The sequence below is a fragment of the Acinetobacter colistiniresistens genome (genome assembly GCF_000413935.1).
Classification (GTDB): domain Bacteria; phylum Pseudomonadota; class Gammaproteobacteria; order Pseudomonadales; family Moraxellaceae; genus Acinetobacter; species Acinetobacter colistiniresistens.
Map to the genome: position 1 here is coordinate 848,888 of NZ_KE340380.1, position 15,436 is coordinate 864,323.

Sequence of the window (15,436 nt, forward strand, 5' to 3'; positions counted from 1 at the left end):
AGTATATTTTAGCAATATACATACAAGTATCAGTTCCATATTTGAACGATAAAATAGATTCTTTCGACCACATAATACCAACCAGACAACTCAAGTTTCCAATCCGCAATATAATAAAAATATGTGACACAATTAACAATTTAAAATAAACACATTAATTGTCAATTTTAAATTAAAACATTAAACAGATCACACTTAAATCAACTATTTAATCAATATCATTTTTTAAGATTGCTTTAATAATAAATTTCGTGTTTATTAATACTTAATGCATTTTATAAAGGCAATAAACATGTATAACAATATTTATAAATCTGCCCTACTTTTATCATTAATGGCATTTGCTTCTGTGGGATATTCAGCAAGCACAATCCAGATGAATGGAAGTATTGTAGAAGATACTTGCTCTCAGCAACTTCAAACCAACGATTGTCATCAATTGAATACGCTTCGTGATAAGATTGATTCCCAATTGATTTCGCTCAGTGATTTAAATCCGAATACTCAAAAAAATACAACAACAGACATCAGTATTGAACGATTTCCTGACCAAAAGAATGCAGTCATTATTGCAAGTTACTACTAGTTAATAGATTGTGCATTAAGATGTGAACTAATTAACATTAAATACTTGGTTCACATTCAACTTGTCACTGTAATATCAACCTTATAATAATATTTAACAAAGCCAGACATTCATTTAGTTCTAGTTAATACATACTCAAATTTCAAATGTTCATCTTGTTAACTGAGTAACTTAAGCAGAAGTTAACAATAAATTTAATAAAATAGAAAAAAGTATTTCACATCTTCTATTGAACACACATTGACCACCTAAAATATTTTCTATAATTTCTTAGCTGATCAAAATAAAAATACTTTAAAATGATAAGGACAAAAAATGGATCATTTAAAATCCGATTCACACAACAATGCTGCTTGCGTTGATTGCACCCAAGACTCTATTCAATCTTTAGGCTATGTTTGTGAATATGGTACAAGCAGGAAGAATCGCTAAAGGTCAATGCCCTGCTTTGTGGCCTATCTTGCTTAAACCACATGGAATAGCCGCAGCTGAGTTCATTATCCGTAATGATTGATCTGAGAAACTGTGTATCGGCTTATTTTCAAATATCGGAGTACATTAAACGATCAATGATTAAGATAAACTCAATGAGTAGTATGGGCAGAAAGATCAATTAGATCATCACCCTACTCATATTCATTTCACTCATATAAATACGTTGCTCAACGGTTTACGCTAAGGCGCATATCAATGCTAGATTTTATCCCATTCATACGTTTTAGTTTATTACTCACAATAACGCCAATACTGATCAGTACAAGTGGATGTGTTCATCCTCTGAAATCAAAAAGTTTAGCCAATACCCATAAAATCTCTTATCCAAGCATTGATACAGAATTAGGTGAAAAGTTACAACCAAACGAAAATATTCTGGCTGAACAAATATCTGAGCAAATTGAACAGCGTATCCGCACACAGTACACTGCAGGACATGCTCTACGAGATGCACACCCTAAAGCTCATGGCTGTGTCCGAGCAGAGTTCCATATTTCAAAATCATTACCAACAAACTTAGCCCAAGGTATTTTTATAGCAGACAAAACATACTCCGCATGGATTCGTTTTTCCAATGCGTCAGGAGATGCCACACAAGCTGATAATAAGAACGATGCACGCGGCATGGCGATAAAAATTCTTGGCGTTCCGGGTAAAAAGATTATGGAAAATGATGATCAAGCAATGACTCAAGACTTTATTATGATTAACCATCCGGTATTTTTTGTGAACGACCCTCAGCGCTATTTATCTTTTATAGAGGATGTAAATAGCAAAAGTATGTTCAAAAAATTACAGATCCCTTTTGCTTTAGGCTTTCAAGGAACGATCAATGCAGTTAGAGCCAATAATTCGAGAATTTCCAATCCATTACAAGCCCGATATTGGTCAATGGTACCTTATCAGTTAGGATTAGGTAACGAGCGCCAAGCTGTAAAATATTCGGCAAGGCCCTGTACTCAACATTTAACTCCCATCCCTAATAACCCGAGCCATGATTTTTTAAGAATAGCGCTTCGAGATAGTTTAGAAAAAGATGATGCATGTATGGAGTTTCTAATACAGCCAAGAACATCTAATAAAATGCTTATAGAAGACTCCATGACTGAGTGGAAGGAATCACAAGCCCCTTTTTATCAAGTAGCAACAATTCATATACCCAAACAGGTTTTTGATACACCAGATCAAAATACATTTTGTGAAAATCTTTCTTTTACGCCGTGGCATTCTCTCCCTGAGCATAAACCTTTAGGCGCGATCAATAGATTACGTAAAGTGATTTACGAGAAGATTAGTACTGTTCGACATGAGATGAATGCGGTGCCAAGAAAAGAGCCGCTATGAGCCATTCTATGCATTAATGGCCCATCTATTCAAAGATATAAACTTTACGCTGACCATCTATTGAGAATATACATTTCCCTTTAAACTCTTGAGCGTTGCCTAACTGATTCTCAGCACAGAAATCTAAATAAAGATAAATGTCCCCACTATTTTGATTTATGTAATAATTACTGCCTAAATTATCATTAAAACTAACTGTCTTTTTCTTTGTAACATTAGAAAGTACTAGTTTTTTACACTTTTCAATCAGCTTTTCCTTATTTAAATTCATTTCAGAGTGACGAATAAAAGAAGAGCTTTTACTCAAATCTCGCTCATTATCTTGATTATTATTCTCAATTATATATGGTTCTAAAGTCGCAACAATATTAGAGTCTTTGCTCTTATAATCTTCAAAACTTTCACACCCCAACAAACCTAACATCATGGTGAAAGCTAAGACATTCTTCACTTAAATAATCTATAAAATTAAAAAGTGTAAGATAACAAAAATAATGTGATATGACAAAATAAAATGCATATAGAGATAATAAATTAAATCAAAGCGAGCCCGATTTTAAATTTGAATTCAAGTTTTCGATTAAATCACTGAATGGATTCACTCTATTCGATGAAATCAATAAATTTTATTTTAGAGATTTTTGATATACATCCGCATACTTAGACAGTTTTAAATCATTCACGAATACAACTTTGTCTTTTTCTCATTGATTCCGTCATTTTACTTTTCGGCTATTTTTAAGATGATTGGGTATGCAGATGACTTAGCTATATTATTTTTTTGCTTACATGGATTTTAATATTAAAAAACCACTTAGGATTAGTACACCTAAGTGGTTGTTTTATATGGTGGGCCCACCGTGACTTGAACACGGGACCAACGGATTATGAGTCCGCTGCTCTAACCAACTGAGCTATAGGCCCTAAACTTGAATCATATTGTGTATATGATGAATGCTGCCTGATCTTAGTAAAATTTAACTTAAATTACAAGCAGATGATTTTATCAAATTACTAAAATAATGTTAAAAATCATAAACTGCGCTGATTCTATCTGATCTTTACAGCTTGAGTAAAGATCATATTGCACTATTTTGATCATTAATAAGACATCTAAATTTATTTTGATCTGGTATTTTCGGATATGTATTTTCCTGAAAAGTCGTATTACACTGCTGCGACTCAAAGCCTATGATGATAAACATGAAAAAATTTTTAGGAAAATCTATTTTTAAAGCAACAGGTTGGGAATATAAGGTTGATCCAGCCATTTTAGAAAAGAAACAGGTCATTATCGGCTTCGAGCACACCTCCAACTTAGATACCATCCTCTCCCTCGCCTTATTTGAAATTTTAGAGCTTAAAATTCATACCTTAATCAAAAAAGAATTGTTTAAAGGCCCATTAAAACCAATTTTAGAACGTTTGGGTGGCATCCCTGTTGACCGTAAAGCCAATAAAGATATCGTGACACAAATGGTTGAACTGTTTCATCAGAATGATAGCTTTAATCTGGTAATTGCACCTGAAGCTACACGCGCCAAAGATGGTGAAGAACGCAAAGCAATTCGTACAGGTTTCTGGCATATTGCCAAAGCAGCCAATGTGCCCATTATTTTGATGTATGCCAATGCCCGTACCAAGAAAGGCGGCATTTTAGGGAAAATTTATCCATCCGATCTGCAACAAGATCTGGAAAAAATCAAAGCGCTTTATGCTGAATACGACATTGATGTCAAAATTAACTAAAAGATCTAGCCTATTTGATCAATCTTTGATACCAGATCAAGATTTTAAATTTTGAATATGAGCGACAGTAGTTTTCAACAAAACCATCGCTATGCTAATATTCCTGCACTTTTTTTTAAGTTTTATTTTTTGGAGTTACTTCCATGGCGGGTCATTCTAAATGGGCCAATATTAAGCATCGTAAAGCTAAACAAGATGCCAGTCGCGGTAAAGTTTTTACTAAATACATCCGTGAAATCGTAACCGCTGCACGTTTGGGCGGGCCAGATGCTGCAAGCAACCCACGTTTACGTGCTGTTGTTGAAAAAGCACTTTCTGTAAATATGACACGTGACACCATCAACCGTGCAATCCAACGTGGTGCGGGTGGTGAAGATAATGATGATTTAAAAGAAGTCACCTATGAAGGTTATGGTGTTGGTGGTGTTGCGGTTATCGTTGAGACCATGACCGATAACTTAAACCGTACTGTTCCAGATGTTCGTCATTGCTTCTCTAAAACCAATGGTAACTTGGGAACCAATGGTTCGGTGGCTTACCTGTTTACCAAACGCGGCGAAATTTCTTTTGAAGATGTTTCTTTAGAAGACAAAGTCATGGAAGTTGCTTTAGAAGCAGGTGCTGATGATATCGAGATCGATGAAGAGAGTATCTTGGTCATTACCAGCCCAGAAAGCTTTGGTGATGTTCAAGATGCACTTACAGCAGCAGGTCTAAAATCTGACAATGCTGAAGTTGTGATGAGCCCATCGACTAAAGCTGAAATCAATGATATTGATCAAGCCAAACAAATCATGAAAATGATTGATATGCTTGAAGATCTTGATGATGTTCAAAACGTTTATACCAACGTTGAATTCTCTGAAGATGTATTAACGCAACTTGATGCTTAATTCATTGAGATCCTTAAAAAATGCATCTTTTTAGATGCATTTTTTTTATAGCTTATTTAAAAGTTTATAGCAGTTAAATACATTATATTCTTTGATCACAAAACTTGAATGCAGCGCAACCACACTGTCGATTTTACCAATACGGCGTAATAGAATTTCACTATAGTCATCCATATTACGTGCCACCAATTCCAAGATAAAATCAGCACTTTGCCCTGTCACAAGAAAGGCATTGGTGACTTCTGGAATATCTTCGATTTCTTGTAAGAACTTATCAAAGGTTTCGCTATCGTGTTTGCTCAATGAAACCTGTAAAAGAATATGTAAGCTAAAACCCAATTTATTAAAATTAATTTCCCGTTTCAGTTGTCCCATCACTTGAGATTCAATCAAGTTTTTAATGCGGCGATGCACTGAACTCACCGAAAGATTAATACGCTCTGATAGCTCATTCAGATTGACATCTTCATGGGTCAAAATTTCAAGAATTTGTTTATCAAAACGATCTAATTCCATTCTACAGTTCTCACTCTGAATTTATGTTTTTATCGGAACTGTTCACTCAGTAATTTTTAAGGGTCAAGGGAAAACATTCGTTTAACTTTTGACAATGCTGCATGGATAACGCAAACATGATTCCGATAAACTTTTGATTTATCTCTGTCTCAAAGCCGAAACAAGACCTTTTGAGCAACTGTTCAACTGATCTCCCAATAGTTGAGCAACTCGTTTCGATCCCCATCACACCCTGAAACATAAGATAACAAAGCCTTTTTATAATTATTTCCCTCTTTTCAGTTTTTTTAAAGTAAATTTGGCAATAATTTCTAATATTTTCTGCTTAAAACGAATTTTCTTTTAAAAATTAATTTTATTCATCAATAATTTTTTACTTTATTGGTCATTTTTCTATTTTATTTCCCATAAAAAAGCCCCAATTCAATAATCAGGGCTTTTTTAACTCAAAAAATCATTTATAAACCACGCCAATCGACCCGTGCGTTTCGTTCAGTGGCATAAATACGCTGTACATATTGTCCAATCGGCAAATCAGATAAATAATCATGATATTGTTTCAATTCGCCATTAAATTGCTCATTATCATCATTCTCCAATTCCCATGGTGTGCCTTTAATCACCAATAACGGCGCAAGAATAGAACAGACCGCAATATCGGCCAAGCCCAGACGATCACCGACCATATAACGGCCTTGATTATCAATCAAACGCTGATTCAGATCAGTAATCAACTCAGTCATTCTGAGCTTAGACTCGGTCACTTGCTCAGGATTCAACTTATAGTTGGTCGAAACCAGACTTTTTAAGATCGGCTTAGAAATTTTTTCAAACTGGCGTAAATAGCCTTGCTCGCCCATCATGATTTCAAGCGGATGATCACCCACTGACAATGCATGCGCCAATGACCAGCGACGGACATGGACACCAAGTTCATCGGCTAACTTGTCAATTGCTAAGGCTTGCTCACGCAACTGTTCATCACGTCTCAATAAAGCATGCTCTGGATAGGTGCTATCCAGATATAAAGCGATTTGCGTTGAATCGGCAATCCAGTGTTTATCATCTTTCAACATTGGCAATAAATATTGCCCAGATTTTAGATAGGTAAAAGCACGGTGAAAACCAGGAATTAAATTATGTGCCACATAGTCCAATTCCTTATGATCTAGCAACCAGCGAGCTTTTTCACAATAGTGAGACAAAGGAAATTGGTATAAAACCCGCATAGACTCTCCAAATTTATTTTTCTACTCGATCAAACATAAGGTTTTCCCTACTGTAGAAGTAAAAGTGAATGAATACAATGTCCTTTTTGCTCGATCTTCTATAATTTCGGCGAGTTTGCTTTATAAATATTCGTGGTGAGATTATTCCTTTATTTCATAGAAAAAGACTTTTCGCATGAGTTAACAAAGAACCAATAGTTCTAAGCTTATGTTTTTTAATCAGTATTTAATATCTACTTTTCTGTTATTTTTCTCATAATAAATGCTTAGAAATTATTGTGATATACAAGGCATAACTGATGGTTTAGTGGAAAAGTAAAACTTTTGTAAAGTGTCTCTTATCTATTAGAGGTGCTCACATGTCCAGTAATCAATCAGTGATTCAAGCTCAAACACAACTGATTTTAAATGATCAGCAGGCCATTAATGCTGCCTATCAAGTTGCTGACTTTGCATTAGAAGATCGCAATCATCGTGATCAAAATCGGATTTTGCCGACAGAACAAATCATTCAGTTTAGCCAAAAAGGCCTTGGCGGAATCCGTGTACCGCAACAATATGGTGGTGCCTTTGTCTCGAACAAAACCTTGGCCCATGTGTTTCGTATTTTAACTAAAGCCGATGCCAATGTTGGACAAATTCCACAAAACCAATTTGGTCTTTTAAATTTTATTAATATCACAGGTTCAGATGAACAAAAGCAGTTTATCTATGCTGAAATTTTGGCAGGCAAACGTATCGCCAATGGTGGCCCAGAAAAAAATTCCAAAGATACCAAAGCCATTCAAACCACTTTAAGGTTGGAAAATGGTCAATACTTTTTAAATGGGGAAAAATTTTACTCGACTGGAACCAGCTTTGCGGATTGGTTAGCGATTCGAGCACTTCATCCAGATGGTTATACCGTATTGACGATCGTTGATCGACATGCCGTTGGTGTTGAGGTCATTAATGACTGGAATGGCTTTGGTCAACGTACTACAGCCAGTGGAACGGTAAAGCTGCACAACGTGGCTGCTGATCCTGCCTTATTTTTTGATGAGCGCATTATTGCCGATACTCCCAATGTTCGTGGTGCATATTCTCAGCTCTTACAAGTTGCCATTGATGTCGGCATTGCCGAAGCAGCCTTTGATGACACTTTGTCTAGCATTCGTAAAGCCCGCCCAATTATTGATGCAGGCGTAGAAAAAGCCAGTGAAGAACATTACACCCTACAAGAAGTCGGCAAGCTCAATATCTTGCTCGATGCAGCGATTTTATTACTGGATGATGCTGCTGAATATCTGGATGAACTAGATCAACTTACAGAAATCTCTGCCGAGCAAGCCGCGCGCGCTTCTATTTTAGTAGCAGAAGCAAAAATCTATGCCAATGATGCTGCTCTGCATATCTCCGAAAAGCTGCTCGAACTTGGTGGCAGCCGTGCCAGCCTGAGCCAACATAATCTTGATCAACACTGGCGCAATGCCCGTGTGCATACCCTACATGATCCTGTGCGTTGGAAATTCCATCCTATCGGTGACTATTACCTCAATGGTACCCACCCTGCCCGCCACGCCTGGATTTAAGGAGTAAACCATGACCTCATACCAAGAATTGCAAGGTTTTGCCAAAACCCAGATTAAAGCAGCGCATATCATTCAAAGCGATGCCGAAGCTCTTGAAATTGCCACGCAACTGAGTCAGCAGTTTAAACAAGCAGCGGTTGAACGCGATGCCAATCGAAACTTGCCGTTTACTGAAATCGAAGCCTATAGTCAATCAGGTTTATGGGCGATTACTGTACCTAAGCAGTATGGTGGTGCAGAAGTTTCCAGCCTGACTGTAGCCAAAGTCATTGCCCTGTTTAGCGGTGCGGATGGCTCGATTGGGCAAATTCCACAAAATCACTTTTATGCATTGGAAGTATTACGAAATACAGGCACAGAAGCGCAAAAGAAACGTCTTTATCAAGAGGTTTTACACGGTGCTCGTTTTGGTAATGCACTGGCTGAATTTAAAACCCGCACATCTGCCCATAAGCAAACCACATTGATTCCAAGCGAAAATGGCTATCTGATTCAGGGGGAAAAGTTTTATTGCACAGGCAGCTTGTTTGCACATCGTATTCCTACTTTAGTGGTTGATGAAACAGGCAATGAGTTTCTGGCTTTTGTACAACGCGACAGCCAAGGCTTAGAACTGATTGATGACTGGTCTGGTTTTGGGCAACGCACCACGGGTAGCGGCACAGTTAAATTTAATCAGGTCTTTGTTACCAAAGAGGATGTGATTCCTTTTGATACCGCCTTTAAGCAACTGTCTCTAGTTGGCCCCTTTGCCCAGATCATGCATGCTGCGATTGAAGTCGGCATTGCCCGTGCTGCCTTTGAAGAAACACTGGAACGTGTGCGTGTGGCGCGTCCTTGGATTGATGCCAATATTGAATCTGCGACGCAAGATCCGTTAACCCTGTCTGAACTGGGTCGTGTGGCAACCGATGTCAAAGCCAGTGAACTTTTACTGAAACAAGCAGCTCGATCTGTAGATATTGCCAAACAGGATCTCAATGCAGAGACCTTAGCCAAAGCCTCAATTGATGTGGCCAAAGTTCGTGCACATAGTACCGAAACCGCATTAAAGGCATCATCGAAACTGATTGAGTTAGCGGGTAGTCGTGGCAGTCAACGTGCTGATGGGTTGGATCGTCATTGGCGTAATGCACGTGTACACACCTTGCATGATGCTGCACGCTGGAAATATTACTTCATTGGTAATTATGTGTTGAATGGCGTTCTGCCTCCACGTCGGGGGACGTTGTAATGAGCCAAACAACTGCTAAAAAAATCTTGTTAAATGCTTTTGATATGAATTGTATCGGTCATATCAATCATGGTTTGTGGACCCATCCGCGTGATCAATCACATCGATTTAATGAACTGAGTTATTGGACTGAGTTAGCCCAAACGCTGGAACAAGGTCTTTTTGATGGTTTATTCCTCGCGGATATTACCGGTGTTTATGATGTCTATCAAAATGGGATCGAGCTGACTCTAAAAGAATCCATTCAATTGCCAAGCCATGACCCTTCTACCCTGATTTCGGCAATGGCCTTGGTCACGCAGAATTTGAGTTTTGGTGTCACGGTCAATCTGAGCTATGAACAGCCCTATCAATTTGCGCGGCGTTTTGCCAGTTTGGATCATTTAACCCAAGGTCGTTTGGGCTGGAATATTGTCACAGGCTATTTGGACAGTGCTGAACACTTAATTGGGCAAAAAGGCTTGAAAGACCACGATGCCCGTTATGATCAGGCCGAGGAATTTTTACAGCTTTGCTATCAATATTGGGAAGGCTCTTGGGAAAATGACGCCTTAAAGAAAGATAAGCAACAGCGTATTTTTACCGATCCAAATAAAGTCCACTCGATCAATCATCAAGGCCAATATTACCAAAGCCAAGGGGTGTTTCAGGTTGCGCCGTCACTACAGCGTACTCCAACACTCTTCCAAGCAGGTGCATCACCGAAAGGTCTGCAATTTGCCACACGTCATGCAGAATGTATTTTTATTGGTGGTGATCAGCCTGATAAAATTCGTCAGCAAGTTAATAAGATACGACTACAAGCAACACAGCAAGGTCGAGATGAAGATGCGATTAAAATCTTTGTCGGCATTACCGTCGTTGTGGCTGAAACACATGAACTTGCTCAACAGAAACTGGCTGAATATCGCCAATATGCCAGCCCAGAAGCAGGTTTAGCGCATTATGCCAGTTCAGTCGGCCTTGATCTTGCCAAGTTTGCAGATGATGAAGCGATTCCTTATCAAAAGAGCAATAGCATTGCCTCAGTCAATGAGAAGTTTAAAGAACAGCGCATCAGCAAGAATGACTTAAAAGCACAGCATGTTTTGGGTGGACGTTATCCGCTGATTGTCGGGAGTGCTACGGAAGTTGCAGAATATCTGATTGAGCTACTCGATCAAACTGGTATCGATGGTTTTAACCTGACTCGTACCGTTGCACCTGAATCACACCATGATTTCATTCGACTGGTGATTCCAGAGTTACAGCAACGTGGACGTTATAAAACTGAATATGCCACAGGTTCATTACGCAATAAACTGTTTGCCCAAGGGGATCATTTAGCTGCAAGCCATCCTGCCGATCAGTTTCGATGTAGAGCGCAGAACAACACACATGACTTAAAAACAATTGAAGAAATTAGTGCTTAGCATTTAAACATTTAAGAATAGAATTGGAGAAATATATGGCTCAAACAGCCTCTAAAAAATGGTTGGGTATTGGCCTTGTCGTTGTTGTTGCGATTATTGCCTTATTGATTTGGAATAAACAAAGACAGAACCACAGCAGTGAACTGGTGATTGGGATTAGTCCGTCTTTTGCACATCCGTTACAAGTCGCTGCGGATGAAGCCAAACAGCAGGGTTTAAATGTCAAATTGGTAGAGTTTTCCGATTGGAATACGCCGAACATTACACTAAATCATGGTGATATTGATGCAAACTTTTTCCAACATGAGCCCTTCTTGGACAATGCCATTAAAGAAACAGGCTTTAAATTAAAATCATTTGCGGCAGGTGCAGCATCGCATGTCGGACTGTATTCAAAAAAATATAAAAGCTTTGATGAACTGTCAAATGGTGCAACAGTTGCCATTCCGAATGATCCTGTGAATCAAGGTCGTGCTTTATTGTTGCTGCAACAAGCCAAGCTGATTGAACTGAAAGACAGCAATAATTACCTTTCTGCACTGAAAGACATTACTGCAAACCCGAAGAACTTGAAATTTACCGAAGTTGAAGGCCCACAAACTGCACGTGCCATTGATGATGTTGATCTGGCGTTTGGGTATCCACATTACCTACGTCTAGCCAAAACGGCTGATCCTGAAAGTGCCTTATTGTTTGATGACAATACCAATAAGCGTTATGCGATTTTATTTGTGGTGCGTGATGATTATCAGGATAAAGACAACAAACTACAGAAGTTTGTCGAAATTTATCAAAACTCACCGAAAGTCAAAGCAGCCTTGGATAGTGATTTTGGTCCAACGTTGTGGTTCCCAGGCTGGAAATAAGGAGAACGATGATGGTGAGTTTTGGTGCACAAGTTGATTTTTCAGTTCCACATCTGAAAATCCGTGGTTTAAATAAGTTTTATGAGGTACAGGGCCAACGCTTACATGCATTAAAAGACATTAATGTGGATATTCCTAAAGCACAGATTGTCGGGATTATCGGAAAAAGTGGTGCAGGTAAATCCTCCCTGCTGCGTACCTTAAATGGTCTGGAGTCGATTGATACAGGCAGTATTTTGATTCATCAGCAGAATATTGCTGAACTCAGTCATGCCGAGTTAATCAAAACTCGGCAGAAAATTGGCATGATTTTTCAGCATTTTAATCTGATGTCTGCAAAAACCGTATGGGAAAATGTGGCGCTACCACTACGTATTGCCGATTATGACAAGGCCGAAATAGAGCAACGGGTCAGTGAGGTACTGACGCTGGTTGGATTAGCAGCAAAGCGAGAGGATTACCCTGCTCAATTGTCTGGTGGGCAGAAACAACGTGTGGGCATTGCCCGAGCCTTGGTTTCTCAGCCTGAAATCCTGCTCTGTGATGAGGCGACCTCAGCTCTCGACCCAGAAAGCACGGCCAATATTTTGGCCTTATTAAAACAGATCAACCGAGACTTCGGTTTAACCATTGTCTTGATCACTCATGAAATGCAAGTCATTCAAGAGATTTGCGATCAGGTGATCGTGATTGATCAAGGTGAAATCGTTGAGTCTGGACAAGTCTGGTCGGTATTTTCCAATCCGCAACAACAAATCACACAAGAATTACTCAATTTTGAACAGGTGAATTTACCCTTTGAACTGAGTCAAACCATTTTGCCTGAGAGTACCCATCAGATTTTAAAACTGAAATATGTCAGTGAATCGAAATCGGTGCCCGATCTATATGAACTACTGGATGGATTTAACAGTCCAGTTCAAGTTTACCACAGCCAAATTAATAGCGTTCAGCAACGTACGATTGGCTCATTGATTATCGGGGTTCCCACTTCGGCATTTGATTTAACTCTCCCCCACTTTGAAAAACATCATGCAATAACACAACTTGAGGTGATCGGTTATGTACAATCAACTCATTGATCTGTTACTGACGGGTACGACCGATACTTTAATCATGGTCGGTGTTTCAGCCATTCTGGCCTTTTTGATTGGTCTGCCGATTGCCTTGATTCTGGTCAGTACCGCAGATTTTGGGATTTACCCATCCAAGAAAATTAATCAGCCTTTGGGCTGGGTCATTAACATCACTCGCTCTGTGCCCTTCCTGATTTTAATGGTGGCATTGATTCCATTTACCCGTTGGATCGTTGGCACCAGCTATGGCGTATTGGCTGCGATTGTGCCCTTAACCATCGCCGCTATTCCGTTCTTTGCCCGTATTGCCGAAGTCAGCCTACGTGAAGTGGATCAAGGTCTGATTGAAGCAGCACAAGCGATGGGCTGTAATCGTAAACAGATTCTTTGGCATGTGTTACTTCCTGAAGCCTTACCGGGGATTGTCGCAGGCTTTACCGTGACCATTGTGACCATGATCAGTTCCTCTGCCATCGCAGGTGCGATTGGTGCAGGTGGTTTGGGCGATATTGCTTACCGTTACGGCTATCAACGTTTTGATATGCAAGTCATGCTGGCGGTAATTTTAGTGCTGATTGTCTTGGTGATGTTGGTACAAGTCACAGGCGATAATATTGCCAAACAACTCGATAAACGCAAAGTTTAAGTCCGAAATAAAAATCCGCACGCGCCATGACCTGACTTTGTCATGGCTTTCATGTAAAATCAGCAGCAATTTTTAAATAACACATTTGTGAGTGGTTTCATGGGTTTTAATTGCGGTATTGTTGGTCTGCCAAACGTAGGTAAATCTACATTGTTTAATGCATTAACAAAGGCAGCGATTGCAGCTGAAAACTTTCCGTTCTGTACCATTGAACCAAACACAGGCATTGTCCCTGTTCCAGATCCACGCCTAGACAAACTTACAGCGATTGTTAAACCGCAACGTGTTATTCCGACTACGATGGAATTTGTTGATATCGCAGGTTTGGTTGCTGGTGCATCGAAAGGTGAAGGTTTGGGTAACCAATTCCTTGCCAATATCCGTGAAACGGATGCAATTGCACACGTGGTTCGTTGTTTCGAAGATGAAAACGTGATTCACGTAAATGGTAAAATTGATCCTTTAGATGATATCGCGACCATCAACACTGAACTTGCACTTGCTGACCTTGATACCGTTGCCAAAGCATTGTTACGTTTGACTAAAGCAGCGAAAGGCGGTGACAAAGAAGCACTTGCAACTAAAGCTGTATTAGAAAAAATTCAACCTTTACTTGATGAAGGTAAACCAGCACGTGCGGCTGACCTTTCAGATGACGAACGTAAAGCAGTTCGCGGTTTTGGTTTAATGACACTTAAACCAACCATGTATATTGCGAACGTTGCAGAAGATGGTTTTGAAAATAACCCACATCTTGAAGCGGTAAAAAAACTTGCTGCTGAAGAAAATGCCATTGTTGTACCCCTTTGCAACCAGATCGAAGCTGAGATTTCATTATTAGAAGATGAAGACCGCGCTGAATTCTTGGAAGCGATGGGTATGGAAGAACCAGGCCTAAACGTCGTGATTCGTGCAGGTTATAGCTTACTTGGCTTACAAACTTACTTCACTGCAGGCGTACAAGAAGTTCGTGCTTGGACAGTTAAAGTCGGTGCGACTGCGCCACAAGCGGCTGGTGTGATTCATACTGACTTCGAAAAAGGCTTTATCCGTGCTGAATGTGTTGCTTATGATGACTTCATTCAATACAACGGTGAAAGCGGTGCCAAAGAAGCAGGTAAATGGCGTTTAGAAGGTAAAACTTATATTGTTCAAGATGGTGACGTTTTACACTTCCGTTTTAACGTCTAAGTCAGTGTTCTGATTTAAAAACCGCCAATGAGGATCTTATTGGCGGTTTTTTTATTATCAAGAATTAAATCTTTAAAAATGGCTTACGAAACTGTTTGTGGCTTCATATCCATTTCAGCACGTTTCATTTGTGCTTCTTTTAAAATGCGCTGATGTAAGGTCTGACGGAATCCGAGCAAGAATACAAATTCGGCTAGTACAAATAATGGGCCAATGGCTAGACCAATCACATCATCGACAAAGGCTGGCTTTTTCTTCTCGAAATAGTGACCCACGAATTGAAAGCCCCAACCCACCACAAAAATACCGATACTCGCACCAAACCAACTCCACATTGGTAAAGCCGCAATTTTCACAGCCAGTGGATACGCCAAGACCAATAAAATCAGCATCAAAATACCGAATAGCTTATCGAGTGAAAGATAATAGATTGTACTTAATACAATTAGTACCGATGCCAATGTGACTGAAACACTGGAAATTTCTACACCGGCACGTGCGGTTAAGCATAGAATAGAAAAAACAATTAGAGGAATCCCCACAAAATGGGTCACAATATTATTTCGATCTAAGTGATAAGCCGCATATTGGCTGAGTAGACGTTCCAAATTTGTCATTTCTTATTCCT

The 15,436-nt window shown here is 39.3% G+C and carries 15 protein-coding genes, 1 tRNA gene and 1 pseudogene; 12 read left to right on the plus strand and 5 right to left on the minus strand.

The window, feature by feature from the left end; translation table 11 throughout:
* Positions 1–292: 292 nt before the first annotated feature.
* The 3 genes and pseudogenes from F907_RS06175 (at position 293) to F907_RS06170 (ending at position 2,425) form a co-directional block, all read left to right on the plus strand.
* Entirely contained in the window at positions 293–586 is a 294-nt protein-coding gene (locus F907_RS06175; protein ID WP_005271099.1) for a hypothetical protein, read from the plus strand.
* 315 nt (positions 587–901) lie between these two features.
* Positions 902–1,097: pseudogene (locus F907_RS19395) on the plus strand (hypothetical protein); the annotation flags it as partial.
* 179 nt (positions 1,098–1,276) lie between these two features.
* Entirely contained in the window at positions 1,277–2,425 is a 1,149-nt protein-coding gene (locus F907_RS06170) for a catalase family protein (RefSeq protein ID WP_016652626.1), read from the plus strand.
* 25 nt (positions 2,426–2,450) lie between these two features.
* On the opposite strand, the gene F907_RS06165 is transcribed toward F907_RS06170, so the two are convergent.
* Together F907_RS06165 and F907_RS06160 are read right to left on the minus strand one after the other, a co-directional pair.
* On the minus strand, positions 2,451–2,852 hold the full coding sequence (locus F907_RS06165) for a hypothetical protein (RefSeq protein WP_016652627.1): 402 nt from the start codon (positions 2,850–2,852) through the stop codon (positions 2,451–2,453).
* 420 nt (positions 2,853–3,272) lie between these two features.
* Positions 3,273–3,349, minus strand: a tRNA-Ile gene (locus tag F907_RS06160).
* 279 nt (positions 3,350–3,628) lie between these two features.
* Here F907_RS06160 and F907_RS06155 point away from each other — a divergent pair.
* Both F907_RS06155 and F907_RS06150 read left to right on the plus strand, forming a co-directional pair.
* Complete coding sequence (locus F907_RS06155; protein ID WP_005271106.1) at positions 3,629–4,174, plus strand: 1-acyl-sn-glycerol-3-phosphate acyltransferase; 546 nt, start codon at positions 3,629–3,631, stop codon at positions 4,172–4,174.
* Positions 4,175–4,317: 143 nt separating this feature from the next.
* The gene (locus tag F907_RS06150; RefSeq protein ID WP_016652628.1) at positions 4,318–5,067 is read left to right on the plus strand and encodes a YebC/PmpR family DNA-binding transcriptional regulator; all 750 of its coding nucleotides are present in this window, start codon (positions 4,318–4,320) and stop codon (positions 5,065–5,067) included.
* A gap of 45 nt (positions 5,068–5,112) precedes the next feature.
* On the opposite strand, the gene F907_RS06145 is transcribed toward F907_RS06150, so the two are convergent.
* Together F907_RS06145 and F907_RS06140 are read right to left on the minus strand one after the other, a co-directional pair.
* Positions 5,113–5,583 (minus strand): Lrp/AsnC family transcriptional regulator, encoded by a 471-nt coding sequence (locus tag F907_RS06145; RefSeq protein ID WP_004661600.1) that lies wholly within the window; start codon positions 5,581–5,583, stop codon positions 5,113–5,115.
* Between the two features lie 458 nt (positions 5,584–6,041).
* Positions 6,042–6,812, minus strand: coding sequence for a glutathione S-transferase family protein (locus tag F907_RS06140; RefSeq protein ID WP_005271107.1), 771 nt, complete (start codon positions 6,810–6,812; stop codon positions 6,042–6,044).
* Between the two features lie 359 nt (positions 6,813–7,171).
* Here F907_RS06140 and F907_RS06135 point away from each other — a divergent pair, with 359 nt between their 5' ends.
* The 7 genes from F907_RS06135 (at position 7,172) to ychF (ending at position 14,808) form a co-directional block, all read left to right on the plus strand.
* On the plus strand, positions 7,172–8,383 hold the full coding sequence (locus tag F907_RS06135; protein WP_016652629.1) for an SfnB family sulfur acquisition oxidoreductase: 1,212 nt from the start codon (positions 7,172–7,174) through the stop codon (positions 8,381–8,383).
* Between the two features lie 10 nt (positions 8,384–8,393).
* Positions 8,394–9,617 (plus strand): SfnB family sulfur acquisition oxidoreductase, encoded by a 1,224-nt coding sequence (locus tag F907_RS06130; protein ID WP_016652630.1) that lies wholly within the window; start codon positions 8,394–8,396, stop codon positions 9,615–9,617.
* A complete protein-coding gene (locus F907_RS06125; RefSeq protein WP_016652631.1) occupies positions 9,617–11,029 on the plus strand; it encodes an LLM class flavin-dependent oxidoreductase in 1,413 nt (470 codons plus the stop codon). The genes F907_RS06130 and F907_RS06125 overlap by 1 nt, the downstream gene beginning before the upstream one ends.
* A gap of 35 nt (positions 11,030–11,064) precedes the next feature.
* Positions 11,065–11,895, plus strand: a complete 831-nt coding sequence (locus tag F907_RS06120) for a MetQ/NlpA family ABC transporter substrate-binding protein (RefSeq protein WP_016652632.1) — start codon at positions 11,065–11,067, stop codon at positions 11,893–11,895.
* 11 nt (positions 11,896–11,906) lie between these two features.
* Entirely contained in the window at positions 11,907–12,977 is a 1,071-nt protein-coding gene (locus tag F907_RS06115) for a methionine ABC transporter ATP-binding protein (RefSeq protein WP_016652633.1), read from the plus strand.
* A complete protein-coding gene (locus tag F907_RS06110) occupies positions 12,958–13,617 on the plus strand; it encodes a methionine ABC transporter permease (RefSeq protein WP_005062303.1) in 660 nt (219 codons plus the stop codon). The genes F907_RS06115 and F907_RS06110 overlap by 20 nt, the downstream gene beginning before the upstream one ends.
* Positions 13,618–13,716: 99 nt before the next feature.
* Entirely contained in the window at positions 13,717–14,808 is a 1,092-nt protein-coding gene (ychF, locus tag F907_RS06105; protein ID WP_005271118.1) for a redox-regulated ATPase YchF, read from the plus strand.
* Positions 14,809–14,891: 83 nt separating this feature from the next.
* On the opposite strand, the gene F907_RS06100 is transcribed toward ychF, so the two are convergent.
* The gene (locus tag F907_RS06100; protein ID WP_016652634.1) at positions 14,892–15,425 is read right to left on the minus strand and encodes an Mpo1 family 2-hydroxy fatty acid dioxygenase; all 534 of its coding nucleotides are present in this window, start codon (positions 15,423–15,425) and stop codon (positions 14,892–14,894) included.
* Between the last annotated feature and the right edge of the window lie 11 nt (positions 15,426–15,436).

What these genes read in the sequence shown, in the direction of transcription:
- F907_RS06170 (WP_016652626.1), top strand. Translation starts at nt 1,277, where the DNA reads ATGCTAGATTTTATCCCATTCATACGTTTTAGTTTATTACTCACAATA.
- F907_RS06150 (WP_016652628.1), top strand. Translation starts at nt 4,318, where the DNA reads ATGGCGGGTCATTCTAAATGGGCCAATATTAAGCATCGTAAAGCTAAA.
- F907_RS06115 (WP_016652633.1), top strand. Translation starts at nt 11,907, where the DNA reads ATGGTGAGTTTTGGTGCACAAGTTGATTTTTCAGTTCCACATCTGAAA.
- F907_RS06140 (WP_005271107.1), bottom strand. Translation starts at nt 6,812, where the DNA reads ATGCGGGTTTTATACCAATTTCCTTTGTCTCACTATTGTGAAAAAGCT.
- F907_RS06145 (WP_004661600.1), bottom strand. Translation starts at nt 5,583, where the DNA reads ATGGAATTAGATCGTTTTGATAAACAAATTCTTGAAATTTTGACCCAT.
- F907_RS06120 (WP_016652632.1), top strand. Translation starts at nt 11,065, where the DNA reads ATGGCTCAAACAGCCTCTAAAAAATGGTTGGGTATTGGCCTTGTCGTT.
- ychF (WP_005271118.1), top strand. Translation starts at nt 13,717, where the DNA reads ATGGGTTTTAATTGCGGTATTGTTGGTCTGCCAAACGTAGGTAAATCT.
- F907_RS06100 (WP_016652634.1), bottom strand. Translation starts at nt 15,425, where the DNA reads ATGACAAATTTGGAACGTCTACTCAGCCAATATGCGGCTTATCACTTA.
- F907_RS06135 (WP_016652629.1), top strand. Translation starts at nt 7,172, where the DNA reads ATGTCCAGTAATCAATCAGTGATTCAAGCTCAAACACAACTGATTTTA.
- F907_RS06155 (WP_005271106.1), top strand. Translation starts at nt 3,629, where the DNA reads ATGAAAAAATTTTTAGGAAAATCTATTTTTAAAGCAACAGGTTGGGAA.
- F907_RS06175 (WP_005271099.1), top strand. Translation starts at nt 293, where the DNA reads ATGTATAACAATATTTATAAATCTGCCCTACTTTTATCATTAATGGCA.
- F907_RS06130 (WP_016652630.1), top strand. Translation starts at nt 8,394, where the DNA reads ATGACCTCATACCAAGAATTGCAAGGTTTTGCCAAAACCCAGATTAAA.
- F907_RS06125 (WP_016652631.1), top strand. Translation starts at nt 9,617, where the DNA reads ATGAGCCAAACAACTGCTAAAAAAATCTTGTTAAATGCTTTTGATATG.
- F907_RS06165 (WP_016652627.1), bottom strand. Translation starts at nt 2,852, where the DNA reads ATGATGTTAGGTTTGTTGGGGTGTGAAAGTTTTGAAGATTATAAGAGC.
- F907_RS06110 (WP_005062303.1), top strand. Translation starts at nt 12,958, where the DNA reads ATGTACAATCAACTCATTGATCTGTTACTGACGGGTACGACCGATACT.